The 25,327-nt window shown below is 62.6% G+C and carries 19 protein-coding genes, 1 tRNA gene and 3 pseudogenes; 7 read left to right on the top strand and 16 right to left on the bottom strand.

The window, feature by feature from the left end:
* Nucleotides 1-59: 59 nt before the first annotated feature.
* The 9 genes from PIB19_RS05390 to PIB19_RS05350 form a co-directional block, all read right to left on the bottom strand.
* Nucleotides 60-1,187: a hypothetical protein gene (locus PIB19_RS05390; RefSeq protein WP_271239978.1), complete on the bottom strand. Its 1,128-nt coding sequence runs from the start codon at nt 1,185-1,187 to the stop codon at nt 60-62.
* Nucleotides 1,187-2,026, bottom strand: coding sequence for a glycoside hydrolase 43 family protein (locus PIB19_RS05385; RefSeq protein ID WP_271239977.1), 840 nt, complete (start codon nt 2,024-2,026; stop codon nt 1,187-1,189). The genes PIB19_RS05390 and PIB19_RS05385 overlap by 1 nt, the downstream gene beginning before the upstream one ends.
* A 649-nt stretch (nt 2,027-2,675) precedes the next feature.
* Nucleotides 2,676-3,773 carry a non-reducing end alpha-L-arabinofuranosidase family hydrolase gene (locus tag PIB19_RS05380; protein WP_271239976.1) on the bottom strand — a complete coding sequence of 366 codons (1,098 nt, stop codon included), beginning with the start codon at nt 3,771-3,773 and terminating at the stop codon, nt 2,676-2,678.
* Nucleotides 3,774-3,869: 96 nt separating this feature from the next.
* Entirely contained in the window at nt 3,870-5,531 is a 1,662-nt protein-coding gene (locus tag PIB19_RS05375; RefSeq protein WP_271239975.1) for a glycoside hydrolase family 43 protein, read from the bottom strand.
* A 96-nt stretch (nt 5,532-5,627) separates the two neighbouring features.
* Entirely contained in the window at nt 5,628-6,869 is a 1,242-nt protein-coding gene (locus PIB19_RS05370; RefSeq protein ID WP_271239974.1) for a glycoside hydrolase family 5 protein, read from the bottom strand.
* A 167-nt stretch (nt 6,870-7,036) separates the two neighbouring features.
* Nucleotides 7,037-7,810, bottom strand: a complete 774-nt coding sequence (locus tag PIB19_RS05365; RefSeq protein WP_271239973.1) for a LytR/AlgR family response regulator transcription factor — start codon at nt 7,808-7,810, stop codon at nt 7,037-7,039.
* A 23-nt stretch (nt 7,811-7,833) separates the two neighbouring features.
* Nucleotides 7,834-8,451, bottom strand: coding sequence for a sensor histidine kinase (locus PIB19_RS05360; RefSeq protein WP_271239972.1), 618 nt, complete (start codon nt 8,449-8,451; stop codon nt 7,834-7,836).
* Between the two features lie 35 nt (nt 8,452-8,486).
* On the bottom strand, nt 8,487-9,119 hold the full coding sequence (locus PIB19_RS05355; RefSeq protein WP_271239971.1) for a hypothetical protein: 633 nt from the start codon (nt 9,117-9,119) through the stop codon (nt 8,487-8,489).
* Nucleotides 9,120-9,589: 470 nt separating this feature from the next.
* The gene (locus tag PIB19_RS05350; RefSeq protein WP_271239970.1) at nt 9,590-9,796 is read right to left on the bottom strand and encodes a hypothetical protein; all 207 of its coding nucleotides are present in this window, start codon (nt 9,794-9,796) and stop codon (nt 9,590-9,592) included.
* Nucleotides 9,797-9,872: 76 nt separating this feature from the next.
* On the opposite strand from PIB19_RS05350, the pseudogene PIB19_RS23500 reads away from it, so the two are divergent.
* The 6 genes and pseudogenes from PIB19_RS23500 to PIB19_RS05325 form a co-directional block, all read left to right on the top strand.
* A pseudogene (locus PIB19_RS23500) lies at nt 9,873-10,316 on the top strand (TonB-dependent receptor plug domain-containing protein); the annotation flags it as partial.
* A 200-nt stretch (nt 10,317-10,516) separates the two neighbouring features.
* Nucleotides 10,517-11,287, top strand: coding sequence for a hypothetical protein (locus PIB19_RS05345; protein ID WP_271239969.1), 771 nt, complete (start codon nt 10,517-10,519; stop codon nt 11,285-11,287).
* Nucleotides 11,288-11,319: 32 nt separating this feature from the next.
* Nucleotides 11,320-13,248 carry a TonB-dependent receptor domain-containing protein gene (locus PIB19_RS05340; RefSeq protein ID WP_271239968.1) on the top strand — a complete coding sequence of 643 codons (1,929 nt, stop codon included), beginning with the start codon at nt 11,320-11,322 and terminating at the stop codon, nt 13,246-13,248.
* Between the two features lie 165 nt (nt 13,249-13,413).
* A pseudogene (locus PIB19_RS05335) lies at nt 13,414-14,148 on the top strand (tryptophan 7-halogenase); the annotation flags it as partial.
* A gap of 101 nt (nt 14,149-14,249) precedes the next feature.
* Nucleotides 14,250-14,921 carry a tryptophan 7-halogenase gene (locus tag PIB19_RS05330; RefSeq protein ID WP_443018703.1) on the top strand — a complete coding sequence of 224 codons (672 nt, stop codon included), beginning with the start codon at nt 14,250-14,252 and terminating at the stop codon, nt 14,919-14,921.
* A 53-nt stretch (nt 14,922-14,974) separates the two neighbouring features.
* Nucleotides 14,975-15,115: a hypothetical protein gene (locus PIB19_RS05325; protein WP_271239966.1), complete on the top strand. Its 141-nt coding sequence runs from the start codon at nt 14,975-14,977 to the stop codon at nt 15,113-15,115.
* A 141-nt stretch (nt 15,116-15,256) separates the two neighbouring features.
* Here the strand turns inward: PIB19_RS05325 and PIB19_RS05320 are convergent.
* The 6 genes from PIB19_RS05320 to PIB19_RS05295 form a co-directional block, all read right to left on the bottom strand.
* Nucleotides 15,257-15,331 (bottom strand) — tRNA-Glu (locus tag PIB19_RS05320).
* Nucleotides 15,332-15,375: 44 nt separating this feature from the next.
* Complete coding sequence (locus PIB19_RS05315) at nt 15,376-16,707, bottom strand: PepSY-associated TM helix domain-containing protein (RefSeq protein WP_271239965.1); 1,332 nt, start codon at nt 16,705-16,707, stop codon at nt 15,376-15,378.
* Entirely contained in the window at nt 16,707-18,683 is a 1,977-nt protein-coding gene (locus PIB19_RS05310; protein ID WP_271239964.1) for a TonB-dependent receptor family protein, read from the bottom strand. Before PIB19_RS05310 ends, PIB19_RS05315 begins: the two co-directional genes overlap by 1 nt.
* A gap of 531 nt (nt 18,684-19,214) precedes the next feature.
* Nucleotides 19,215-19,562: a DUF952 domain-containing protein gene (locus PIB19_RS05305; protein ID WP_056613245.1), complete on the bottom strand. Its 348-nt coding sequence runs from the start codon at nt 19,560-19,562 to the stop codon at nt 19,215-19,217.
* A 152-nt stretch (nt 19,563-19,714) separates the two neighbouring features.
* Complete coding sequence (gyrA, locus tag PIB19_RS05300; protein ID WP_271239963.1) at nt 19,715-22,459, bottom strand: DNA gyrase subunit A; 2,745 nt, start codon at nt 22,457-22,459, stop codon at nt 19,715-19,717.
* Between the two features lie 110 nt (nt 22,460-22,569).
* A complete protein-coding gene (locus PIB19_RS05295; RefSeq protein WP_271239962.1) occupies nt 22,570-23,172 on the bottom strand; it encodes a hypothetical protein in 603 nt (200 codons plus the stop codon).
* Between the two features lie 204 nt (nt 23,173-23,376).
* Between PIB19_RS05295 and PIB19_RS05290 the strand changes: the two genes are divergently transcribed.
* Nucleotides 23,377-24,633, top strand: a complete 1,257-nt coding sequence (locus PIB19_RS05290) for a hypothetical protein (RefSeq protein WP_271239961.1) — start codon at nt 23,377-23,379, stop codon at nt 24,631-24,633.
* A gap of 50 nt (nt 24,634-24,683) precedes the next feature.
* Here the strand turns inward: PIB19_RS05290 and PIB19_RS05285 are convergent.
* Nucleotides 24,684-25,152, bottom strand: a pseudogene (locus PIB19_RS05285) (Lrp/AsnC family transcriptional regulator).
* Nucleotides 25,153-25,327 lie beyond the last annotated feature (175 nt).

The following is a 25,327-nucleotide window of genomic DNA, read 5'->3' as shown; positions in this document are numbered from 1 at the left end:
CTGAGCGCGTGATGATGCATTGCGCCGGTGAATCTCTGGATTCACCGGCGCCGCCCGTTCTATTCCGACCAGATAAAGCGCGCACCGTCGCTGTCGTCCGGCATGGGGCCGGGACTGTCGGCTCGGATGTCCCTGGTCTGCGGATCGATGCGCAAGAAGCGGTTGGTGGCCAATGACATCAGCACCAGTTCGCCCGTCGGCGTTTCAATCCATTGGAAGGTTTGCGCCATGCCGGACTGGCCGGCCCCAAGCGTCACCCCTCCATCCTTGCCGACCGTGACATAGCGTCGGCCCGATCGCAGAGCGACGCGGCCCAATCGGCGGTCGACGATCTCGAACCGGGTCGGGACACCCGAAGCCAGGTGCTCATGCCCGGCCGCCAGTCCGGTGGTCGCGCGAAACGACGCCAGCCGGATCGATCGACCGTAGGGAATGGGCCGCATCAGGCCGCGGGTATGCGGCTGATAGACATGGATGCTGTCGAAATCGGCAAAGCCGCCCTGGCTGTCGGTCGTGTTGTAGTTGAACAATCCATAGCGAACGCCCTGGAAGGTGAAGGTCTGGTAGATCAGCACGACCTCGTCGCCGATAGGGGTAAAGGTGACGCCGTCGAACGAATAGCTGAAGCGCGCCCGTTCGGTGAGAAAATCGCACTCGGCCCGAAGCCAGATGCGCGTCCCGGTCATCTTCGCCCGCGCTGCCTGGTCGCGGCGCTGGTCATAAAAGACGACATCGAGACCGTCGGTGCGCTTTTCGACACCCAAAGTCGCATAGGGGAGATTGAGCAGGCCCAATCCCGCCGTGTCGCCTGGTTTCAGATTCGATACATCGAGCAGGACGCTCGGCGCCGACATCGGCCCGATCGCCCGTTGCGTCAGGGTATTGCGCGCATCGTAGAACGACGTCGCCGGCAGGGAGTGAAGCCGCAGGAAACCCGGCCGTTCCGACAAGGACCATTTGCCATCGACCGGGACATGGTTCCATTGCCATAGGGGCTGGAGCCGCGTCGCCGAAAAATCGTCGCTGCGCCGATAGGGCACACGCACCGGCTGCGGCTTGGCGGTCTTCGGCTTCACCCAGGTCCGCGGCGTGCGCGTCAGATTACCCGGCAGGCCGAAATAGGGCCAGCCGTCCTTCCAGGTGATCGGAGACAGGCCGAGCAGGCGACCGACGGAATTGAAATCCATCATCGAAAAGCCCCACCATTCGCCCTCAGGCGTCTGGATGATGCCCCCTGGTGCATCGCCAGGCTATGTTTGGCGGCGGGGTCAGGCCCCCAGGTCCCGAACGGCGGCTTGGGCGTACCCAGACGTATGCTTGACGCCATGCCGAAGTCCTCGTGCGAACTGATCGACTGATGGACCTCGTAGGGGCCCAGCACATGATCAGCTCGCGCCGCCGGCATGCGAAAGCCGCCGGCATAATTGGCGCTGATGATGTAGTATTTGCCGTCGATCTTGTAGAAATGCGCGCCCTCGCCCATCCCGGCGTCGGTGGTGAACAGGGCGCGCTCGGTGCCCGGAACCACGTCGGTCAAGTCGTCCGTAAGCTGGGCCAGATGCATATCCTGGTGACCCCAGACGACATAGGCCTTGCCGTCATCGTCGAACAGGACGGACAGGTCGTGAAAGCTCCGCTTCATCGGCGTGCGCGTCCACGGCCCCTTCGGATCGGTGGCCGTGAACATCTGGGTCATCTGGTCGTTGACGTTCGAGAAGATGTAGAATTTGCCGTCATGGTAGCGGAAGGACGGGGCCCAGATACCCTGGCCGTAGATGTTGCGCCCGTCCTCCAGCCGATAGGCCGGGCCGAGGTCGAGCTTGTCCAGGGCGTAGGCGACGAATTCCCAGTTCACCAGGTCCTTCGAGCGCAGGATCGGCAGGCCCGGCATGGCGTGCATAGTGGTGCCGGTCAGGTAGAACCACTCGCCGACGCGGATCAGGTCCGGATCTGAGAATTCGTCATAAAACAAAGGATTGGTGAACGTCCCGTCGCCGTTATCCGGCGTCCAGGTCGCGGTCGACATGCCCTTGGACGCGCTCGCCGCTGGAGCGTCCCGATTCTGCGCAGATGCCGGCGCCGCGCAGGGAACCAGCGTCAAGGCTACGCATGATACCAGCCCGGACATCACAATTCCGGACGCATTCGACCTATGCCGCATGATGCTTTGCCTTTTTTGTCTTGATGCCGCATCTGCGCTTGGGGAGCCGCGGCGAAGGGGTGATGATCGTGGCAAGCGCCAGCGTCAGCACCGAACTGCGCTCCCCAATCTTCACTGTTCCTGCAGTTGGCAGGCCTCGACCCGCTACAGGAAAAAGGGGCCGGGAACGTCATCCCCGGCCTAGGGAGGGTCTTGGGGCTGGGAACGAACATGGCCGCCCAGTTCAACATCGCGGATCAACATTGGCGCGCTGGATCCGAGTAAAGGGGTCGTAAGCTACTAATCTTTAGTCCCACACAAATATTATTAATCATGATCGGTGGAACCACTGATAGTAAATCCGGTGCCATGGTGCCGATCATCAACCAAGGCGCGTGCTGCCCGGAACTATAGCGATGCAATTTCGACCGTGTAAGAATTGTTCCGGACCGGCAAATCGCCACGGTGAGGCGGTCGAGACGACAATGAGCCGGAATTCAGATCCGTAAGGCCACACAGAATCGAAACTCGGGTCCTATTTGGCGCACATGTCCGTGATCGGGTTTGATCCCTTGGCTGTCAGAAGGCCGAGCCGGTACGGAAGCTGGATGTAATCGGAGGGGTGGACCAGCGGGTCGTTACCCTGGAACAGGAACTGAAGCGGCTTGCAGGGGTCAATGACCTGAGTCTGATCTTTCGTGTCCCGGATCAGTTCGCCATGGGAAATACCCTCGGACCAGATGCTCCCCACGTTGTCGCCTGTCGCGAAGGGATTCTTGGCGGCTGTGCCCAGCGGCACCCAGACGCCTTCCAAACCGTCGCTTTTCCAAATCCGGAAATAACGCCCCTTCGGGCTGATCGCCTCTACGACGGTAAGGTAAGTATTGGTCCCCTTTACCCGATAGTGGCTGCTTCCCTCGAATGCGTCGTCCCGGGGCTCGTCGATGACGATGACGGTATTGTGGAAGCCATTCGGGAACTGATCTATCGATGTCTCCGACCGCATGACGTGGCCATTGTCGTCGGTATTGAAGAGGTAGCACTTGGTGTCATTGCAGATAATGTAGAAATCGAGCCACCCCTTCCCCGTCGGCGGCTTCGTTATGTCCGGCGCCGTGGCAAAGAACGGGCGGGCAGGGCTCCATGACATCGGGTCCTCGATGTTGGTCGTGGTAGAATACATGGGGTCGCCGCCCTGAAATATCAGATACCAGAGCTTTTGCGGAGCAAAGTAGAACACTTCCGGCGCTGCGCGGTACCCGGGGCCTATCGGCGATTTTTCGAGGGGGAATATCGGCGCCGTCGATGCGGACGACCAATCGGCGAAGCTCGTGTAGGCGATGCCCCATCCCTTCGATCCGGCCGTGGTCATGAAGACATGGTATTTTCCGTTCGCAAATACGACGGATGGATCCTTTACAGCGTAAACGGTTTGGGATGGATCAGCTTGCGGCCCGATCAGCGGTGCGCTTGATTTCCAGTAAAAGGTTCCCTGAGACGGCGCCAGGGATGAAGAGGATAAACCGGCAGGCGCCCCGCCGCCGGCGCATCCGGCCAGCAGGGCAACGCCCGCCAGGCTCATCGAACAGGATGCCAAGGCCTTCATTTCCCGCACGTTTTTCTGGAAGTTCATATTATGAATATCTTTCAAACTTGAGTTGCCAACATCACACGGCGCGCGGCAGAGCGTCTGGCCCGCCGCGGAACTGAATGCGCCGCGTGGGCAGGCTCAGCGCGCCCCGCGTGCGTACAGTGCGAATGCGATGTCCGCGGGGTGGCCCTGCGCGTCTTTCAGCGGCAGTCCGTCGAGGCTAGCCTCGCCGTCGGCATAGGCGTCGTCGCGACTGGCGCGCAGATAGAGCGTCAGTGCCCCCTTTTCGCCCTGAAGCGCCAGCGCGTAGCGGCGCCCGGCCCGCAGGACGATAGGCGGATGGGTGTTGAAGTCGAAGCTCAGCAGGCCGGCCCCTTGCGGCCGGTAGGCGATGGCGAGGCCCTGGCCGGCGCTGAGCAGTTCGGTGCCACCCTCCACGTCTCGCAGCGACAGCCGCAATGGGTGCGCGGCGTCCGTGCCGAGTCCGTCGCCGGCGTAGAGGCTGAGCCGGCCCAGTGCGATGTCGGCGCGCGGCACGAAGGTCTGCGCCAGCCGACTGGCGCCGCCCTCCCTGTTGAAGCCCACGGGATTGGGGGCCTGGTCGAAAGGCCGGGTGACCGAGGCCAGCGCCGGGCGGCCCGGCCAGATTTCGGGATAGCCCTGGGCGAACTGCCGGACGGCCACGCGGGGGTCGGAGCGGCCAGGGTCCGCCGGCGCGGGCACCTTGCCGGCAGGCGGCCGGGGCGGCGTGCTGATGCCGGCCTCGGACTGCGTGATGGGCCACATGCGGCCGTCAGCGTCATAATGGAGGTAGTCGATCGTGACGGAGCGCCGGTTGCCGCTGCCGGTCTGGCCGTCGGGCAGGGTCAGCTCTCCATTGTGATAGACCAGATAGGACTGGCCCTTGAAGTCGTCGATGATGCCCGGGTGGATGGTGTAGCTATTGCGGGTCTGGCCGGTCAGCTCGCCCTGGTAGGTCCAGGGCCCGCGGGGGCTGGGCGCGGTGGCATAGGACAGGCGCTCCCAGACGTTCTGGTGCGCCATCGATGCGTAGGTCATGTAGTACATCCCCTTGCGCTTCGACAGCCACGGCCCTTCGGTGTAGTTGGGCAGCGCGATCTTCTCGATGGGGCCGTCCAGCTCGGTCATGTTCGGCTTGAGCCGGGCCAGATAGAGCACCGGGTTGCCCCAGGCCATCCAGGCGGTGCCGTCGTCGTCGACGAAGACGGTGGGGTCGATGTCGTTCCAACCATAGGGGCTGGGCGTCGTGGCATCGGTGACCAGTGCCGAGCCGCGCGCATCCTTGAACGGGCCCAACGGGTTGTCGGCCACCGCGACTCCGATAGACATGCCGGGCTGCGTGCCACCGTGCTTTACAGTGGCGTAAAGGTAATAGTGGCCATTGCGCCGCACCACCTGCGCGGCCCAGGCGTCGCCCAGCGCCCATTTGAAGTCAGTGGGCTTCATGATGGCACCGTGGGCGGTCCAGTGGCGCAGGTCCTTGGACGAATAGCACAGCCACTCCTTCATGAGGAAGAAGTCGTCGCCCTTGGCTTCGTCATGCCCCACGTAGAGATAGACCGTGTCGCCCACGACCAGTGGCGCGGGGTCGGCGGTGAATACATCGCGCAGCAGCGGGTTGCTGCCCGGCGCAGGGTCGGCAGCCAGCAAGCAGGCAGGCATGGCGATGCTCAGCAGCAGGGCGCTGCGGGCAATCCAGGTCAGGAGCGAAGATCGTCGGACCGCCTGCTCCCCTGACGGCGAGATACAGGTCGTGCGTGGAGGCAGGCGCGGAATCATTCCAATTCCTTCTTCGGCATTGGCGTTGGTGAAGCCGATGGCGGGCCAGAGATCGTCGACTGACGATCCCCGGCGCGGAGCACGATGCCCGGACATCTAGGGCGCGGCGAAAACCGCGGCGATCGTCGAGGGGTTAAAGTCGGCACCGGTGTTGCGGTCGAACAGTCCGCAGGTGTGATTGGGAAAGGCGCCGGTGTCCCAGTAAAAGGTTGCGAAGCCATGCCGGATCGCGGATCCGGTGACGTATTTGGTCCAATAGTCCCTGTACTTCAGCGACGGATCATATTCGGTCCTCGAGATGGCGCAGTATTCGCCGATGATCACGGGGATGCCCTTGTCAGTATAGGCCGCCTTCGCCTTGTCGAATTGGGCGTCGACATGTGCCTCGTTGTCCCACGCTTCCGTCGCTGCGGGATCGGTCGCGATCGATCCCCACTGCCAGATGGCGCTCTTGTCGTTCAGCGTGAAATTGTACAGATCGTAATAATGGAACTCCATCATCAGCCTGCCGCTGACCGTGTCGGTTGGGACGGGAGCTCCGCACGCTGCAATCGTATTGTTGATGTCGGTGTTATAACCCTGGAACACCAGTGTTCGCGACGCATTGTTGCCGCCGGTCGCGCGCACCGCGTCGACGAACACCTGGTTGAAGCCCGCCTGAACCGAGCAATTTTCCGGCGACGGCACGCCATAGTCGACGTGGATTTCGTTAGTGCCGGCGAATAGCAGATGGTTGTCGTAATCTTTGAAATTGTTCGCGATTTGCGTCCACAATTTTGTGTATGCCGCGTTCCCGGCAGCCTGGCTCGCAGCCGTCGGGTTGTACCAGTCGCTCTTATGCTGGTTGATGATGACGTACAGCCCGGCGCTGCGTGCCATATCGACCACTGCCTTGACCCTGGCGAGCCAGAACGGCGCGACGTTCCCGGTGCCGTCGATATATTGTGCCCACTCAACGGGAATGCGCACGCTCTTGAAGCCGGCGGCTGCGACTGCGTTCAGCAATTTCTGGTTTACCGCGGGATTGCCGTAAACGGTCTCCTGAGAGGTCGTATGGGGCTTGCCGTAATCGTTTAGCGACTCAAGCGTGTTGCCGATGTTCCACCCTTTGCCGAGCTCGGCCGTGCTGACCGCCGCAAGCGCCTGGGTCGGCGTTGGGGTTGGGGTTGGGGTTGGGGTGGGGGCCGGCGTCGGTGTGGGCGTTGGCGTTGGCGTGAGTGTTGGCGTTCCGCCTCCGGCTGCGGCTCCGCCGCAAGCAGTCAGGCTGAGCGCAACAAGACCCGACAACAGCACCCGCCGGCGCACCCGCCAAAATTTCATTTCATCTCCCCCAAACATGTCGACCGCTAACGCTTGCGCGCTGCCGCCGAGTTCATGCCGGGCTATACGCCAACAAAAATAGCGCGCCGGGAATTGTTTCGGGCCGGAAAATGATGGCTGCGAAATGGACGGGGCGACAGTGAACTGGCTGCGGCGCCCGCTCGCCCGGCCGAATCATAGGATTATTAGAGGTTCTGCCCCAGCATTGCTTCAACCTCGGCGCGATAGGAGCGGCTCATCATGAGGCGTGTGCCGTCCTTCAGCACGACCTCGAACTCGCCATGGGAACGGCGCTCGAGGAACGCGATCGATCTGAGGTTTACCACGCTGGAGCGATGGATACGTACGAACTTGAAAGGGTCCAGCCGGCTTGCCACAGTGGCGAGGCCGGCGCGGTACAGGAATTCTTCTTCCCCGGCATGGAGTGTGACATACACTCCGGCGGCTTCGATCCAGTCGATGTCCTGCGTCATGACGAAGTGGGTGGCATCCTTCTTCTTGACGACCATCCAGTTCCACAGTGCGCCCGGCTTGGCACGACTTGCGGCCAGCTTGAGCAGCTCCGGACCAAAGGCATTCGCGTCGCCGTCGCTGTCTGCGTGACTCTCATCCAATCGCTTTTTGACCCGCTCCATCATCTTTTCGTAACGCGAGTCGCCAAAGGGCTTGAGCAGATAGTCGACCGCCTCCGCTTCGAATGCCTTGAGCGCGAACTGGTCATAGGCGGTTACGAACACCGTCAGCGGCATGTTTTCGGCGCCCATGGCATCGATCACGCCAAAGCCGTCCACGCCCGGCATCTGCACGTCGAGGAATACGATATCGGGATGCGCATCCTGGATCAGCGCAACGGCATCGACGCCGTTCTTTGCCTCAAGGATCTTTCCGACATCTGGGTCCTTTGAAAGCAAGTCCATCAGGCGCTTACGGGCCGGAGCCTCGTCATCGACGACCAGCACACGGATCTGCTCAGACGACGCTGTCACGCTTCGTCGCCTCCGACGCTGTGCACTGGCACGCTCATTGCCACTTCGGTGCCGCCTCCCTCGCGGCGACGGATCACGAAACCCTGCTCGCCCAAATCGGGGTAAAGCGCCGCCAGACGCTCGCGCGCGACGCGAACGCCAAGTCCAGTCGACGCGTCCATCCGCCAATTGGGTGGCAGGCCGACGCCATTGTCGAGGACGCGGATCTGCAATTGATCTCCCGCCCGCCATGCCGAAACCATGACCTTGCCGCCTGAAAGCCGGCCCTCGATCCCATGGCGGATCGCGTTTTCCACCAGCGGCTGCAGCAGCATCGAAGGCACCAGGATAGACAGCGTCTCCGGCTCGATATCGATGCCGATTTCCATCCTGTCCCCGAAGCGTATCCGCTGGATGGAGAGATAATGCTCGAGAAGCGACAACTCCTGCGCCAGCGTTATTTCCGTCCTGTCCTTGCAGTCGAGCGACTGCCGAAGCAGTGCGCCCAGGTCTCCGATCATATCCCGCGCAAGATTGGGGTTGGTCGTAACTTCCGACGAAATCGTATTGAGCGCGTTGAAGAGGAAATGCGGCTCAAGCTGGAGACGCAGCGCGTTCAGCCGCGACGCGAGCAAACTCTTTTCGACACGCTCCAGCTGAAGGCGGCTGGTCAGGAGCCGGTTATAATATTTGAACGCATATATGACCCCGACGAGCGCACAAAATGTCTGCCAGCCCCCAGAAAAAAATAGACGGCGAAATCGGATCTGAGCAACGGATTCCACCATATCTGGGGGATCCCATACAAAAGCAGACCGGTAAAAAAGGTATGGACGAGGCTGAAGGGGATGCTCAGCAGGAGCAGCAGGAGCGCCAGGCCAACGATATTCTGCTCGATTGACGAGAGCTTGCGGACGATCAGTAAAAGGGCCGGAGTCAGCAAGGCCCATGCCCAGGCATCGATGATCTTCGATGCGAACATGAGCCAATCGAAGCCCGTGAATATATCCGGCACTGCGTGGAACACGCCGACGCAGGTCCAGGCCAGAAAGACGAGAATCGCCGATCTGAGCACGGGGAGCCAGGTGGGATTCGAACGGCCGCCTGCCTCAACGCCCACGGCGCTTGCTCGTGCATCGCTCGCTAAGATTGTGGCATCGGAACTCATGGTTGACTGCCATCCATACCCGGTTCCTGGCCAGAATGCTTGGGTCTTCCAGTCAGGAGCGCTCGCACTCCGTTTGGCACGCCGAATAAGGCCCAGGCCGGCGATTGCCGCTGCCGAGCGACGGACGAGCTTCATAGCCTCTCCTGCACTTCCCGCTCGTTGAACAAGAGGGTCGGGCTGCCACACCCGGGACTTAAACGGGGCTCGGGACGATCTCGAGGCTAGCCCACCCCACCCCATGGGCGGCTTCTTCACCCTGTTACGGTCAAGCGGCGGGCTCGGCCAAGCCTCGCGGCCGGGATTTTCCAAAAATGTTCCGAAACGGACTCCTGCTTCGCTTTCCGGCCTCTCAATTTGCAGCGCGGATTCCGCGCCTAATATTCACCAAGCTTTTCTCGCGATTTGACTAGTTCAATTCGTGCTCTCCGTGGACGAGGTCTCTGATTTGTGTGACTAAATAGATCTGCCGGTGAAGTATGGCCGACCGCTTTAGAGTTGGTAAAAAATAGACTGTAGGGAGAGAGGATACTTGTGGCGGCAAATGCCCTCCGATTGCTATAAGAATGGAGGGTTTCCCATGGTCATTGCTCACCGCATGCCTGGCGTTACTGCGGAGGCATTGCCGGAGGCGATTTCAGGTTGCCCGGTGCAAGGCAGCCGAAGTTCAATCTCGATGGGCGACAATCCTTTTCACGGAAAATGACAACGACGGAACCGCCGGCGCTGTGTTCCAATGCGGTGCGCGCGCGGCGCAACCCATGTCGGTCCATCGTCAATATCGCGGCCATCGGACAGCAGCTGGTCAGCAGCATTCGACCGTAACTGATACCGCCCACGTATAAAAATACGACGCGTATCTGAAAAACTTATAAAATTGGGGGAGTATGAATGAAGACGCGAAACTTGATGTTGAGTGCCAGTGCCTCAGCGCTCATCCTTGCAACCCTGAGCGTGGCGACGCCGGCATGGGCGCAGGATGCGGGGACGACGAGTCCCGACGATGCAACGCAGGATGGCACCAACGTCCCCGAAGAGGAAATCATCGTCACCGCCCGGCGCAGGGCGCTGGCGGATGCAATCTCCATCAAGAAGAACTCCGACACGATCGTCGACTCGGTGACCGCGGACGAGGCTGGCAAACTTCCGGACAATTCGATTACCGAAGTTCTTCAGCGCGTGCCGGGTGTGACGATCTCGCGTTTCGCTGGGAGTAACGGCGGCAGCAGCGCGTTCCAGATCGAGGGTACGGGCCTTACCGTGCGGGGTCTTCCCTTCAATTCGAGCATGCTCAACGGGCAGCAGTTGTTCAGCGCCAACGGCGCAAGCTCCTTTAGCTGGAACGAAATCACGCCCGAACTGATGGCCGGGGTCGATGTTTACAAAGCGACGCGCGCCGACCTCATCGAAGGGGTGCCTCCTCGATCAATCTTCGTACGCATCTGCCGTTCGATTTCAAGGATACCCAGTTCAACGTCACCGCGGGCGGCAGCTATGGCACCCAGGCGCGAAAGGCTTCGCCCCGCATTTCCGGCATGTTCTCCAAGCGTTTCGATACAGGCATCGGCGAAATTGGCGTGTTGTGGGATTTGGCCTACAGCCGTCTGTACCAGCAGAGCAGCAATCTGCAGGTGGGCGCCATGTTTGCCGAATATGTGCCGACCTCCAAGCGTGCCGATCACCTGGCTTTTGTTCCCAGCCAGTTCAACTGGAACAATAATCGGAACAGGCGCGACAGGTACGGTGCGTATCAGGCCCTTCAGTGGAGGCCGGCTTCGAACCTAACGCTGACCAACACCATATTCTTCTCGCAATATGTCGAGAATAGTCAGCAGACCAGCGGTAAGGTGGGAGGGATCCCGTCCGCGTCGACTACCGTTATGCCCGTGGCCGGCAGTCCGGTTGAATATGATGCCAATGGCGTCTTCCGCAAGGGAAGCCTGATGTTCGCATCCACCGGCAAGTCGGTGGAGTTCACCAACACGACCACCGGCACCAGCTGGCTGCCCGCCTGGTACCAGATCGATTGCGGTGCTTCCTACGGCGCTCCCGCATCGTCGATTCAGTGGGACTGGTCGGTTGATGCGGGTGTGGATCCGGCGACTCTTCCTGCAGGTGCACCCCGTCTGGCGCAGTGCGGCCCCGCCGCCACGTTGAACCCCAACAGCGGCGCGGGGGCATCGCACAACAAGAATTCCACGCTGGATATTTCGCAGAGTTTCGTCTGGACCCCGGGGACCGGGTGGCGGTGCGTGGAGGCGTGCAATATGTTTCTTCCCGCTCGACCGGGCAGCAGATGTATGTAGGCCTCGATCAGTCCAGCCCGCTGGTTAGTTCGGTGGACGTCGATCTGACGGGGTCGCTGCCGGCCTTGTCCGGCATGCCCTCTGCCGGCGTGCTCGACAAGAGTACGGCCTTCTTCTCCGCGATGGGTTATCATGAACCCAAAAATGTGGGGAAGATGCTGGCTGGCCATCTCGACCTTGAATATAAGGTCAGCGACGGTGGATTCCTGCGCAGTATCACTATTGGCGCTCGTGCCGCCAGGCGTACCGAAAACGACAACTTCGTGGGGACATATTGGGCACCGCTTGGCCAGCCATGGATGGGGAAAAATTTTGGGTCGCATCCCGGGGACCCGACGTTTGGGCCGGGGAACATTCAATATCTCAATAACCCAAATGTCCGGCAGTCGGATTATGAAGTTGCTACCTTCCCGCGTTTCTTCGGCGGCGCAGCGCCTGTTCCAGCGCAGCTTTTCGTCGCCAGCCAATCGCTCATGCAGAGCTATGACTGGTACCATATGCTCAAGACGTACAACGGTGACATCCCCAACGGGACCGCGGATCAGTATTGGACGCAATCTATCGATCAGGGCCTGAACAAAACCGAGAGCCGCATCACCAACATGGCTGCCTATGTCCAGGCCAGGTTCGCGCATGATCGTGTCGGATTCATTCCGGCATTCTCGGGTAATATCGGCGTTCGTGTATTCCGCGATTCACTGCGGGCGAGCGGCCTGCTGCGAACGCCGGACGTTGCGAACCTCGCTCTGTCCGAAGCGGACAGCACGGCATATTTCAACGCGCAGCAGGGTTTGCCGGGATCGTCGAACGCGTACCCGACGCTCTATGGGTTTACCGAAGATTATACCATGCAGACCCGCAGCTATGAGTACACGCGCGTCCTGCCTTCGTTCAACATCAAGTTCGATGTATCCGACAAGTTCATCGTTCGCGGTGCGGCGTCGATGTCGACTTCTCCGCCGAGCCTCAATGACATTCGCGCGGGCGGCTGGATCGACGTCAGGTCTCTTCCCAACCCCACCAATTCGCTGGCACCCAGGATTCTCACGGGTTTTGCCGCCCGTGACGCGGGCGCGAATCTGAAACCGACCATGATCACGAGTGAAGATCTGACGTTCGAATACTATCCGTCGTCGTCCAGCTTCCTCTACATCGATCTGTTCGCCAAGCAGATCAAGGATGAACCGCTATTCTATTCGTTCATCGCCGACAATCTTCCTGTTCCGGCCCTGGCATACGCCGATGGTGCGACCCCGCCGACCGGGACTGGGACGCCGACAACCCTGGATCTTCCGTGGCTCTACCTGCAGAACAAGTCGTCGCCGCAGAAGGCCCATATCAAGGGCTTTGAGATCGGTGGCCGCAAGTTCTTCGACCAATTGCCGGGATTGCTCCGGGGGCTGGGTATCGAGGGCAACCTGACCTATATCGACAGCAGCAACCCTGCTCAGCAGGCCAACAGCGTGTTGGGTCCCACCCCGCCGGCGGACGGGGGCCTCAATCCGGACGGCACGATACCGCAGACCTACCCGAACCTTCCCTACTCCGGATTGTCGAAGTGGGCCTACAACATCCAGTTGCTGTACAGCCGCGGCAAGGTCAATGTCCGCCTGGCGTACAATTGGCGCGACAAGGCGTTGCTATCGACCAACGTCAATCCGCTGTCCTATGCGACGAGCGGTGGCAATCCTTACACGCTCAACACCAGCCCGACCAACTTTGACTCGGACCATTCCTATCCCGTGTACAACATGGTTCCGGCCTACATGGCGGCGGCCGGTTACCTGGATTTGGGTTTCGACTACAAGTTGAGCGACAGGATTTCCGTGTCGTTCAACGCGAACAACCTTCTCAACACGATTTCGCGAACCCTTCAGGAGCCTGTGCCTGGCGTGTTCCAGCCGTACGACTATTACGTCAGCGATCGGCGCTACGAGCTCACCATGCGGGTGCGCTTCTGACGATCTGAACGGGGAAGGGCGCTTCATCATGAAGCGCCCTTCCTCCTTTCGAATACAGTATTGCGGCCGGTTCATGCCGGTCGCATGTCACAGGCACCGTCGGTTGGCGCGTGCCTTGATCGACATCAAACCCCATAGGCCTGAATCCGGTTCGAGGCATGTTTTATGAACGGCGATCATCGACAGAATATCGTCATTCTGGGTGGCGGCGCGGCGGGGTGGATAGCGGCCGCGCTGCTGGCCAAGAAGACGGATCGCCATCAAACGCGCATCACTCTGGTTGAATCGGAGGAGATCGGCATCATCGGTGTCGGGGAGGCGACGATCCCGATATTGGCGCAGTGCAACGCCTTGCTCGGCATCGATGAATTCGACTTTGTTCGCAGCACCCAGGGCACGTTCAAGCTGGGCATTGAATTCTGCGACTGGGGAACCGCCGGAAACCGGCATTTCCATGCCTTCAGCGATTACGGTCATCCGGTCGAAGGGGTATCGACCCACCATTATTGGCTGAGAATGCGGCAATCCGGCGAAGATCGTCCGATCGATGATTATTCGTTCGCCTATGCCGTTGCGAAAAACAACAATTTCGCCCCGAGCGATCCGCAGAATTCGCGCTATCACCATGCCTATCATTTTGATGCCGGACTTTACGCCCGCTATCTGCGGGACGTGGCGACCGAACTGGGCGTGCAGCGTATCGAAGGCAAGATGACGCACTTCGATCTGGATGGCGAGTCCGGCAATATTGCCGCCATCCATCTTGCAAACGGCCTCACCGTTCCCGGCGATTTCTTCCTGGATTGTTCCGGCTTTGCGTCCGCATTGCTGGGAAAGGCGTTGAACACGCCTTTTGTCGACTGGTCGCGCTGGTTACTTTGCAACAGTGCCATCGCGGTGCCATCGAAACGCACCGGCGCGCCCATGCCGTTCACCCGGTCCACCGCGCACGCCGGGGGTGGCGCTGGACCATCCCGCTGCAACATCGCAGCGGGAATGGCATGGTCTATAATTCGAATCTGTGGAGCGACGATGCGGCGCGCGACGCCTTGCTGGGCAATATCGACGGCGAACCGATTGCCGAGCCGCGGCTGTTCCGCTTTACCTCTGGCCACCGCAGGCAGTTCTGGAACCGAAATTGTGTGGGAATCGGTTTTGCCTCCAGCTTTCTCGAACCTCTGGAGTCAACCGGAATACAGCTGATCGTCATGGGTGTCTTGAAGTTGCTTAAATACTTCCCCCAACGGATCATCGACCCCGTTCTGCGCGACGAATATAACCGGCTCTCCACCTGCGAGATCGAGCGCATCCGCGACTTCATCATTGCGCACTATCACCTCTCGCGCCGTCCCGAGCCATTGTGGTCTGCGTGCCGCGACATGGAGATACCCGACAGCCTTCGACACAAGCTGGATGTCTGGAACGCCAGCGGACAAATCGCGCTGGGCGATTCTGAATCCTATATGGAGCCGAGTTGGCTCGCCATCCTGTTGGGCAACGGTGCCATTCCAGCGCGCTACAATGTATCGGCTGATCTCTATCCGTTGGAGCAGATCCGCACGGGTATGGAGTTGCGCCGCGAAGAGATCATGCGTTCGGCGCAGGAGATCACTTCGCATCAGGATTTCATCGATCGTCACTGCAAGGCTTCCCAAACGGCACCGGCCGGCTAAGTCGCGTCACAGCGGTGTGACTGAGAAAGACAAAGGATAGTGAATTCCATCAGATGTGGCTGAAGCTGCATCAGAACGGCAGAGATCTGGGCGAGATCGGCGCGTGCAATCTCAATCCGCTCGCGGCGCGGACGCAGGTCCCGGCAAAGCCTGCCAGGACGGGGAAGGCGAACGGCTACGTCTCGCCGGTCTAGCCGCTGCCCGTCGCCGCGATGAATGGGAATCGCGCCATCTAATCCGACAAAGTCCGGGCATTTCCGTCTGCGCTTATTGGACGAAAATGAGATGTGTCGCCTTTTGCAATCCGCTTGTTCAAGCTAAGTACTTGAAAACGCTGGTGACCCCTACGAGAATCGAACTCGTGTTTTCGCCGTGAGAGGGCGACGTCCTAACCGCTAGACGAAGGGGCCATGTGCTGCGGAAGGCGCGCAATTACGGGGCGCTTGCCGGTCCGTCAAGCACGTATCGGCACCAGTCCGAGCCAGCGCTGCGCGGCGGGCCAGCGGGGAAGCAGCAGGCGGTCGCAAATCGCGGCCAGCGCCAGCGTGGCGCCGAACAACGGCATCGCCGCCGCGAGCAGCAAAACGGCGCCGATCAGCAATGGCCCGTAGCGCGGCCGCGAAAGCGGAACCGGTGCACCCAGCAAGCCGTCCGGACGCCTGCGCCACCACATCACCGCTCCCGAAACCGACAGAGTGGCGAGGAGCAGTGCCGTCAGCGTGCCGAGCAATTGGTTGACGATCCCGAACAGTGCGCCTTCGTGCGCGGCGATGCCGTAACCGACCACGCGATCGATCCAATGTCGCTCGGCGAAGTCGCGACGCGAGGTGAGGGCGCCGGTCGCGCCGTCCACGGTGATCGTGGTGCGTAATGGCCGGTTAGCGGCATCCGATGTCACGGTCCATTCCGTGCCTTTGGCGCCGGGCGGGGCGAGGAGCACCGGCGGCGCGATGCCCAGCGGATAGACGGCGGCCGCGACGCGATCGAGATCGCCCCCGCGCGCGACCGCATGCGGCATCGTCATCCCTTCATGCTCGGCATGGTCGCCCAGCATTGCGCTCCGGGCGCCCGTCGGCCAGTCCTGTGGCCCGTCGAGCGTGCCGGTGACCGCGCGCACGTCCTTGAAATAGCTGCCCCAGAATTTGGCCCAGGGCAGGCCGGTCGAGATCAGGAACAGCGCCAGCGCCGCGACCCATATCCCGGCCACGGCATGCAGGTCGCGCCAGAACAGCCGCTTGCCGGAGCGCAGTCGCGGATAGAGTACGCCGGCCAGCCCGCGCGCGCGGCGCGGCCACCACAGATAGAGCCCGGTCAGCAGCATCGTCACCGTCCAGCAGGCGGCGATCTCGACCAGCCAGCTCCCCGGATTGCCCGCGCGGAACGTGCCGTGCAGGTCCGAGATCACGCGCATCGGCCGTTCGCTCTCAGCCTCGGTCCGAAGGACGCGCAAGCGGTACGGATCGACATAGACGCGCGTCTCGTTCCCGTCCTTTCCCACGATGATGCGCGCGGCTTCGCCGGGTGCCTGGGGAAGCTGGTATTTGTGCAGCGTCGCGCCCGGCAGGGCGGCGAGCGCCACCTTCACTTGGGCCTCGGCACTGGCCCGCGGGCCCGACGGCGCCAGCGTGTCATAAGGCCGCTCCAGCCACGCCTCGATCTGCGGTTTCCAGAGATAGATCGTCCCCGTCGTCGCGAGCCACAGCACGAAAGGCATGCAGAACAGCCCGGCATAGAAATGCCAGCGCCACACCGCATTGTCCCAGCGCGTGCCCGGAGCGGTCGCCATCAGAAGGCGGCCCGCACGCCGGCAAAGACGCTGCGCCGCTCGACCGGAGTGAAGATCGCGCTCGCCGGTGTGTACTGCACCACCGCCGAGATATCTCCCGCCGCCTTGCGTCCACCGAGGTTGCGGGCGTCGGCGAACAGCGTGAAGCGGTCATCGATTTTCGTCTCGGCGCTCAGCCCGAACAGCACAGTGCCGCCGGTGCGGAAGCTGTTGGCATAGTCGACCCAGGTGCCGCGCGGCGTCCATTCCAGGTTCGGGGAGAGGTGCAGCGCATCTCCGCCCAGCCGCAGCTCGGCACGATAGTAATGCTCGGGCACGACCGGCAGACGATTGTCGCCGAATTGCGCGTCGCCCCGGAAGCGGAAGTCGCTCCACATATAGACCTGCCGCAGCCGCGCCCATGCGGCGAGATCGAGATCGAGTCCCAGCTCGATGCCCTGATGCCGCGTACGTCCGGCGTTGAACGTGGCGGCCGGGATCGTCGGCGGCGCGATATTATACTGGAGCAGCTCGCCATCGAGATCCGTGCGATAATAGCTCAGATCGAAGCGCAGCAGCCCGATCTTGCCGCGACTGCCGATCTCGGCGGTCCAGCCGCGCTGTGCATCGAGCGGCACGAAGCTCGAAATCTGCGCAAGCTCGATAAAGCCGGGCAGCTCGTGGCTGCGGCTGAGATTGGCATAGAGTTGCACGCCGCCCGTCGGCTCGAACAGCAGCCCGAGCTTCGGGGAGAGCTGGTCGAACGTGGCACGGCCGCTCGCCAGGGTCGGGAAGACCTGATCCTGCCGTCGCAGCCCCGAAGTGTAGATCGCGCCGGCAATCAGCGTCAGCGCCGGCACCGGGTGTACGCGTGCCTCGGCATAAGCATCGATCGTCCGCGCCCGCTGGTCGGCATCGAAAGTCTTCGCGCCCTGTTCGCCGTTCACGTTGACGAAGCGGCGCGAGGCGACGCTGCCGAAACGGGCGGTCACGCCGGCGGTCAGCCCGAACGCACCGAAATCCTGGTCGAGCCGCGCATAGCTGCCCCAATCGAGCGATTTCTGGTCGATCAGCTGGTAGATCGGATGGTGGAGCTGCTTGGCATTGAGAAACAGCCCGACATCCAGATTGCCGCTGCCGATCGCGATGCTCGTCCGGTTCTGCAGTCGCAGCGAGTCGATGTCGCGCGCCTGATCGCCGGCGAAGTTGCCGCTCCCGGGCGTGCTGCGCGCGGCGGCATAGGTCAACGCGCCGGGAAGTTCCTGCCGGATCGTCTGCGCGCTCGCATAGAAGCGGGTTTCGACGCTCTCGCTCAGCCGCAGCCCGACATTGCCATTGACTCGCAGCGCCTTGCGGCGGGCATGATCGCGGTCGCCATCCGAGCGATCGCCGGCGATCGCCAGCCACGCATCACCGCGTGCATCGGCATAGCCCGCGCTGGCGAAGCCGCGCAGCGTGTCGAAGCTTCCGCCGTCGACTCGCAGACGCACGCCGTTCGACGAGCGCCCGGTCGGCGTGACGCCGTTGATCGCCCCGCCGAGCGTCGATGCACCGAAGCGTAGTGCATTGGCGCCGCGGAACACCTCGATGTGCTGGAGGAACGCGGGATCGAGCTCCTGGAAATCGCCATTATCGTCGGCGAGGTTGATCGGCACGCCGTCCTGCAACAGCGTCAGCCCGCGCATATGATAGCCGCGGCTGATCCCCGATCCGCGGATCGACAGGCGCACTTCCTGCCCGAAGCGCGGCTGGGCATAGACGCCGGGAGAGAAAGCGAGCGCGTCGCGGAGCGAGACCGCTACTTTCTCGTCGAAATCGCTGGCGGGGACGACATTGGCGCCGCCCGGCGTCTCGCCGACGCGCTGGATCGCCTCTTCGACCAGCCGTTCGGCAGTGATGACGATCTCGTCGGATCGGGCGGGGGCTTCCTGCGCGAAAGCGGGAAGGGCGGCGAACAAGACAGGCGCGCCGAGCAGCGCGCGAACGAATTTCGACATGAACGGATCCTCGGTAGATAACGAGCAATGGCGTGCGCGGAGCACGCCGGCAGCGTCAGCCGAGGCGAGGGGGCCGGTGGCGAGCGGGGAGGGGCGGCGAGGCCGCGGCCCGGCGCGGTCTCGAGACGCACGTGCGGGGCCGGTTCGGCACGGGCCGGCGCCGGCGGTGCGACGATCGGGTCGACAGGCGCGAACGGCATGGCGGCCATTGCGAAGGCACAGGGCTGGTCGGCGCTCTTCTTGTGCTCGGCAGGGGCGTTCTTGCCGATCGCCTCGGCGAGCAATGCCTTCGCCTCGCTGAGTGCCGCGGGGCCGCTCGCTCCGCTATCGGCACACCAGGAAAGCGTGACGCCCGCGGCGTTCGCCTGCGGCATCCAGCCGGCGGGAACCGCCATCCGCAGGAGCAATGCGCAGCCGACCAGCAGCAGCGCGAGGCGCCGCAAACAGGTCTGTTGCACGGATGCCGATCGATTCACCCGGCAGCCCTTTGCCGAACCACCGCGCGGACACAAGCGGACATTTTGTCCAATCTCACCCGGTGACCGGCAGGCGCAGGCTACCGTCAGGCTCGTAATGGAGTTCGCTATAGGCAGTGACTGCGTCGAGCGGCAGCGGTCCGTAGATATGCGGGAAAAGCTGCCCACCGCGCGACGGCTCCCATTTCACCGCGTCGCCCAGCGCTTCCAGATCAACTGCTGCGAGCCACAGTCCGTCCTGCCCGACGAAATGTTTGTCGATCGTCTCCTGCAGCTGGGCCTCGGTGGAGAGGTGGATATAGCCGTCGGCCAGGTCCACCGGCGCACCCGCGAAGCTGCCGTCCGTTTCGAGAACGGACATCTGGTCGGTGGTGAGGACTTTATAGGCAGTGGAATCGGGCATGCTGTCCTCCGGAAGGGGCTGGCCATAGCAGCACTACTTCGTCACCCCGGACTTGTTCCGGGTCCACCAAGCCGCGCACGAAACCTTCAGCAACTGATGCTGGTGCGCGCTGCGCGGTGGACCCCGGCACAAGGCCGGGGTGACGGTTAGTATTACTGCCCGTCCTCCGGCCCCGCGGCCAGATCCTCGCTCGTCGTACCATCCGGCGTCGGCTCACCCGCAACTGCGCCGTCGGCGAGATTGATCTCGGCCTCTTCCTCGCTCTCCTCGATCCGCGCGGCCGAGACGACATGTTCGTCATCGGCGACGCGGAACAGGATCACGCCCTGCGTATTGCGTCCGGTCACGCGGACCGATCCCACCGTGGTGCGGATCAGCTTCGCCTGATCGGTGACCAGCATCAGCTGCTCGCCATTATGTGCCGGGAAGCTCGCCACCACCGGGCCGTTGCGGTCCGAGCTGACGATGTTGGTGATGCCTTGGCCGCCGCGATTGGTGCGACGATACTCATAGGCCGAAGTGCGCTTGCCATAGCCGTTGGCGGTTACGGTGAGGATGAACTCCTCGGCATCCTCGAACTCCTTCATCCGTTCGGGACTGAGGGTGATCTCGCGATCGCCCTCCTTCCACGGCGCGGCCTTGAGGTAATCCTCGCGCTCCTGCGGCGTCGCGTCGAAGCCGCGCAGCACCGAGAGCGAGATGACCTCGTCGCCCTCGGCCAGCCGCGCACCGCGCACGCCGGTCGAATCGCGGCTCTGGAACTCGCGGACGTCGGTCGAGGCGAAGCGGATCGCCTTGCCCTGCTTCGTCGCGAGCAGGACATCGTCCTCCTCGGTGAGCAGCGAAACGCCGATCAGGCGATCCTCCGATCCCTCCTCGAACTTCATCGCGATCTTGCCGTTGGTGCGGATATTGGCGAACGCGTCCATCGAGTTGCGGCGCACCGAACCCTTGGCGGTCGCGAACATCACATGGAGATCGCCCCAGGTCGCTTCGTCCTCCGGCAGCGGAAGCACGGTAGAGATGGTCTCGCCGGTCGCCAGCGGCAGCAGGTTGATCATCGGCCGTCCGCGTGTGGCCGGCCCGCCCTCGGGCAGGCGCCAGACCTTCATGCGATAGACCTTGCCCTCGGTGGAGAAGAACAAAACCGGCGTGTGGGTCGAAGTGACGAAGAGGTGCGTGACCGCGTCCTCGTCCTTTGTCGCCATGCCGGCGCGGCCCTTGCCGCCCTTGTTCTGGGCACGGAAAGTGTCGAGCGGCGTGCGCTTGATATACCCTTCCATGGTCACGGTGACGACCATGTCCTCGCGCTCGATCAAATCCTCGTCCTCGATCCCGTCGGCGGCGGCGGCGATCTCGGTGCGGCGCGGGGTCGCATAGGTATCGCGGACCGCGGTCAGCTCTTCGACGATGACTTCGTAGAGCTTGGCGCGATTGCCGAGGATCTCGAGCAGTTCGGCGATCGTCTCGGCGAGCTTGGCGAGTTCGTCGCCGATCTCGTCGCGGCCGAGCGCGGTGAGGCGATGCAGGCGCAGATCGAGGATCGCGCGGACCTGCACTTCGCTCAGGCGATAGCTGTCGCCGGTGACTTCGGTATCGATTGCCTCAACGAGGCGGATGTACGGTGCGATCTCGGCGATCGGCCATTCACGGGTGAGCAGGCGATCCCGCGCCACCGCGGGGCTCGGCGAGCCGCGGATGATCTTCACCACCTCGTCGAGGTTGGTCACTGCGATCACGAGGCCGAGCAAGATGTGCGCCCGGTCGCGCGCCTTGGCGAGCTCGAACTTCGAGCGCCGGGTGATGACCTCTTCGCGGAACTTGACGAACGCCTCGATGATGTCGCGCAGGTTGAGCAGTTCGGGGCGCCCGCCGCGGATCGCGAGGATGTTGGCCGGGAAGGACGATTGCGCCGGCGTGTTGCGCCACAGCTGGTTGAGCACGACTTCGGGAGTTGCGTCGCGCTTCAGATCGATGACGATGCGCACGCCTTCGCGGCTCGATTCGTCGCGAATGTCGCTGACGCCCTCGATCCGCTTTTCCTTCGCGGCCTCGGCGATCTTCTCGACCAGCGCGTTCTTGCCCTGCTGATACGGGATTTCGGTGAGCACGATCGAACGCCGCTCGCCGCGCTGCTCGGTGGTGTGGCGGCTGCGCACCATGATCGAGCCGCGGCCGGTCTGGTAGGCCGAGCGGCAGCCGCTGCGGCCGAGGATGATCGCGCCGGTCGGGAAATCGGGACCGGGGACGATCTCCATCAGCTCCTCGATCGAGATCGCACCATTCTCGATATAAGCGAGGCAGGCGTTGATCACTTCGCCGAGATTGTGCGGCGGAATGTTGGTCGCCATGCCGACCGCGATGCCGCCGGCGCCGTTGACCAGCAGGTTCGGGTAGCGGGCGGGCAGGACCGTCGGCTCGCTTTCCGAGCCGTCGTAATTGTCCTGGAAGTCGACCGTGTCCTTGTCGATATCGTCGAGCAGGGCCGAAGCGACTCGGGCGAGCCGCGCTTCGGTGTAGCGCATCGCCGCGGGCGGATCGGGGTCCATCGACCCGAAATTGCCCTGGCCGTCGATCAGCGGCACCCGCATCGCCCAATCCTGGGCCATGCGCGCCATCGCGTCGTAGATCGAGCTGTCGCCGTGCGGGTGATATTTACCCATCACGTCACCGACGAGGCGCGCCGATTTGCGATAGGCGCGGCCGGCGACATAGCCGCCTTCCTGCGCGGCATAGAGGATGCGGCGGTGAACGGGCTTGAGACCATCACGAACGTCAGGGAGCGCGCGCGCCACGATCACGCTCATCGCGTAATCGAGGTACGAGGTCTTCATCTCGTCGACGATCGAGATCGGGGTAATATCGGAAGGGTCGGCGAGCAGGGTCTCGTCGGTCAAAGGATCACGCTTTCGGAGTTTGTTACGTTACATGTGGCTCTAGCGCGCCCGATACCACCTGCCAACCCGCGCGTGCGCGTACACGCGCGCGTGAGACGGAGAATTTGCCTTCAGCGCAACGTGACGCCGCAGGCCGCCGCGATGGTCAGCGGGTTGCCGCTCGCCAGCGACGCGAGCATCTCGTCGCCCAGTGCTTTGACGAATGCATCCTCGGTGGCGAACCCACGCTTCTTGAGCTCAGCGTCGGTCACCTTTTCGGTCAACGGCAAGAGTGCGGCCTTGATCTTCGTCAGGTCCGAATCGCTGCCGCTCTTTGCGATCTCCTCGGCGGCGCCTTGCAGGACCGAAAGCATACTGAAGCACAGCATGTCGCGCCGAAGCGGATCGGCCGGCAGCCGCGCGGGCGCGTTGCCGCGGGCAATCGGAAAGCGGCGATCGCAGAGCGGCGCGAGCGGCTTTGCCTGTTCGGGCGTGAGTGCGGTCCCTTTGCCGGCCTGTTCGGAAAGCGCATTGAGCTGATCGAAGAACGAACCCGTGCCCGGCTTCGCCTTGACCGATTGCATCGCGAGATACGTGAATTGCGAGGTAAGCTGCAACGGCGTCCTGGTCGAGGCGTCCACGATCGTCACCGCCTGCGCGCACGTCATCGCGGCTTTGGCATTGTCCGCTTCCAGCGTGGGCGTCTGGAGCGCGAGCGCGAACATGGCCAACATCAAAACGGTCCCTCCCCCGGTAAAACACGGCCAGCTTAAGCGATATCGCCGATCGAATGCCAGTCGCGGAACGATCAGCGACGTTCAATCGTCGTTCAGGGCGCCCTTGCCACCGCTATCTCATCTACGTCCGCTTGAACGGCGCGCGCCGGGCATTTACAGGGGCCGCCGACCAGTATGCCGTTCCCACGAGGAGAGTTGTACATGAAGTTCGTTTCGAAGCTCGCGCTGGCCGCCGCGCTGACGCTGGGCGCCTCCGCCGTGGGCAGCGCGCCGGCGCTGGCGCAGAAGGCGGACAAGAATGCGGAACCCCAGCTCAAGGTGAGCGACGCGTTCCGCAAGGCGGCCGTTGCTGCCGAGACCGCGCTGAAGGCCAAGGACCTCGCCACCGCGGATACGCAGCTCACCGCCGCCGAAACCGTCGCCGCGAACGACGACGAGAAATATTATTCGGGCTTCCTGCGTCTCCAGCTCGAGCTCGAGAAGAAGAACGAAGCGGGCCAGATGAAGGCGCTCGGCGCCCTCGCCAGCAATCCCAAGACGCCGCCTGATCGGGCCAAGGTCTATGGTGCGATCTACAACTACATGGTCGGCTCGCAATATCTCGCCCAGAAGAAGCCTGCGGATGCGATCGCGCCGCTGCTCAAGGCGCGCGAGCTTGGTTCCACCCAGGAAGATCTCCCGGTCCTGCTCGCCAACGCCTATGCCGCCACCGGCAAGCCGAACGAGTCGATCGCCGAAGTGAACCGCGCCATCGAGGCGAGCAAGGCCGCCGGCCGTAAGCCGCCGGTCGATTGGTACAAGTTCGCGATTCCGCGCGTGAACGCCACCGGCGATCGTGCCGCGATGGCCGATTGGCTCAAGCGCTACATCGCGGAATATCCCACCGTGCAGAACTGGCGCTGGGCGATCCAGGTCTATCGCCAGGGCACTGCGGCGACCGGCAAGACCGAGAAGATGAACCTGTACCGGTTGATGCGCGCCACCAATGCGCTGGCGGATCGCGGCGACTATGCCGATTACAGCTTCGCCGCGCAGCAATCGGGCCTGCCCTGGGAGGCCGTCGCAGTGATCGACGAGGGCCGCAAGGCGGGCAAGATCCCCGCGGCCGATGCCGACACGCAGCGCACCTACACGGCTTCGCAGACCGCAGTGAAATCGGAAGGCTCGCTCGAAGGGCTCGCCAAGCAGGCGACGTCGGCCAAGGACGGCCGCACCGCGCAGCAGACCGCTGATGCCTTCCTCGCCTCGGGCAATTATGCCCGCGCGCTCGAGCTCTACGATCTGTCGCTCCAGAAGGGCAGCGTCGATGCCGACGAAGTGAACCTCAACCGCGGCGTCGCGCTGCGCGCGCTCGGCCGCAAGGACGAGGCACGCACGGCGTTCCAGGCGGTCAAGGGCGCGCATGCCAATCTGGCGCTGCTCTGGCAGGCCTCGATCGACTTCCCGCCGCTCGCCTGAGCGACGCGGCCACGACAAGCAGGAAAGGGGCGGCAGCGATGCCGCCCTTTTCACATTTCGGGAACGGGAACGCCGGGCAGCGCCTTCGACGTGCAGAATCGTCAGCGACGTCTTCACATGCTCGACATTGGGCGCAGTGGTCAGCTTGGTCGTCAGAATCTGCTGGAAGCTCTGCAGGTCGGGCGCGACGATCTTGAGGATGAAGTCGATCTCGCCATTGAGCATGTGGCATTCGCGGACTTCGGGAATGTCCGCCACCAGTTGCTCGAACGCACGCAGGTCGCTCTCCGCCTGGCTCTTGAGGCTCACCATCGCGAAAACGGTGAGGTTATAGCCCAAAGCCGCCGGATCGAGCGCGGCATGATATCCGCTGATCGCGCCCTGCTGTTCGAGCGCGCGGACGCGGCGCAGGCAGGGCGGGGCAGTCAGCCCGACGCGCTCCGCCAGCTCGACATTGGTCATCCGGCCGTTATCTTGCAGCAGCCCCAGGATCCGTACGTCGATATCGTCGAATCGCATGAGGTCGTCTCTTTCATTGTGGATTCGTTGCATGCAGGGGTTGCTAGACTATAAGATAATTACAACGCAACGCAATTGTCCCACAATGCGACGTGCCGAAATGGGCTGTTCCTAGGGCCACCCCCGAACGTTAAGAATTTATTGAACGGTGCATTTCCGCGCCGGGGGACCAAGA

This window comes from Sphingomonas sp. 7/4-4 (assembly GCF_027941955.1).
In the GTDB taxonomy this organism is placed as follows: Bacteria; Pseudomonadota; Alphaproteobacteria; order Sphingomonadales; family Sphingomonadaceae; genus Sphingomonas.
The sequence above is the reverse complement of the archived record's forward strand: the minus strand, read 5'-3'. Positions and strand labels throughout refer to the sequence as shown.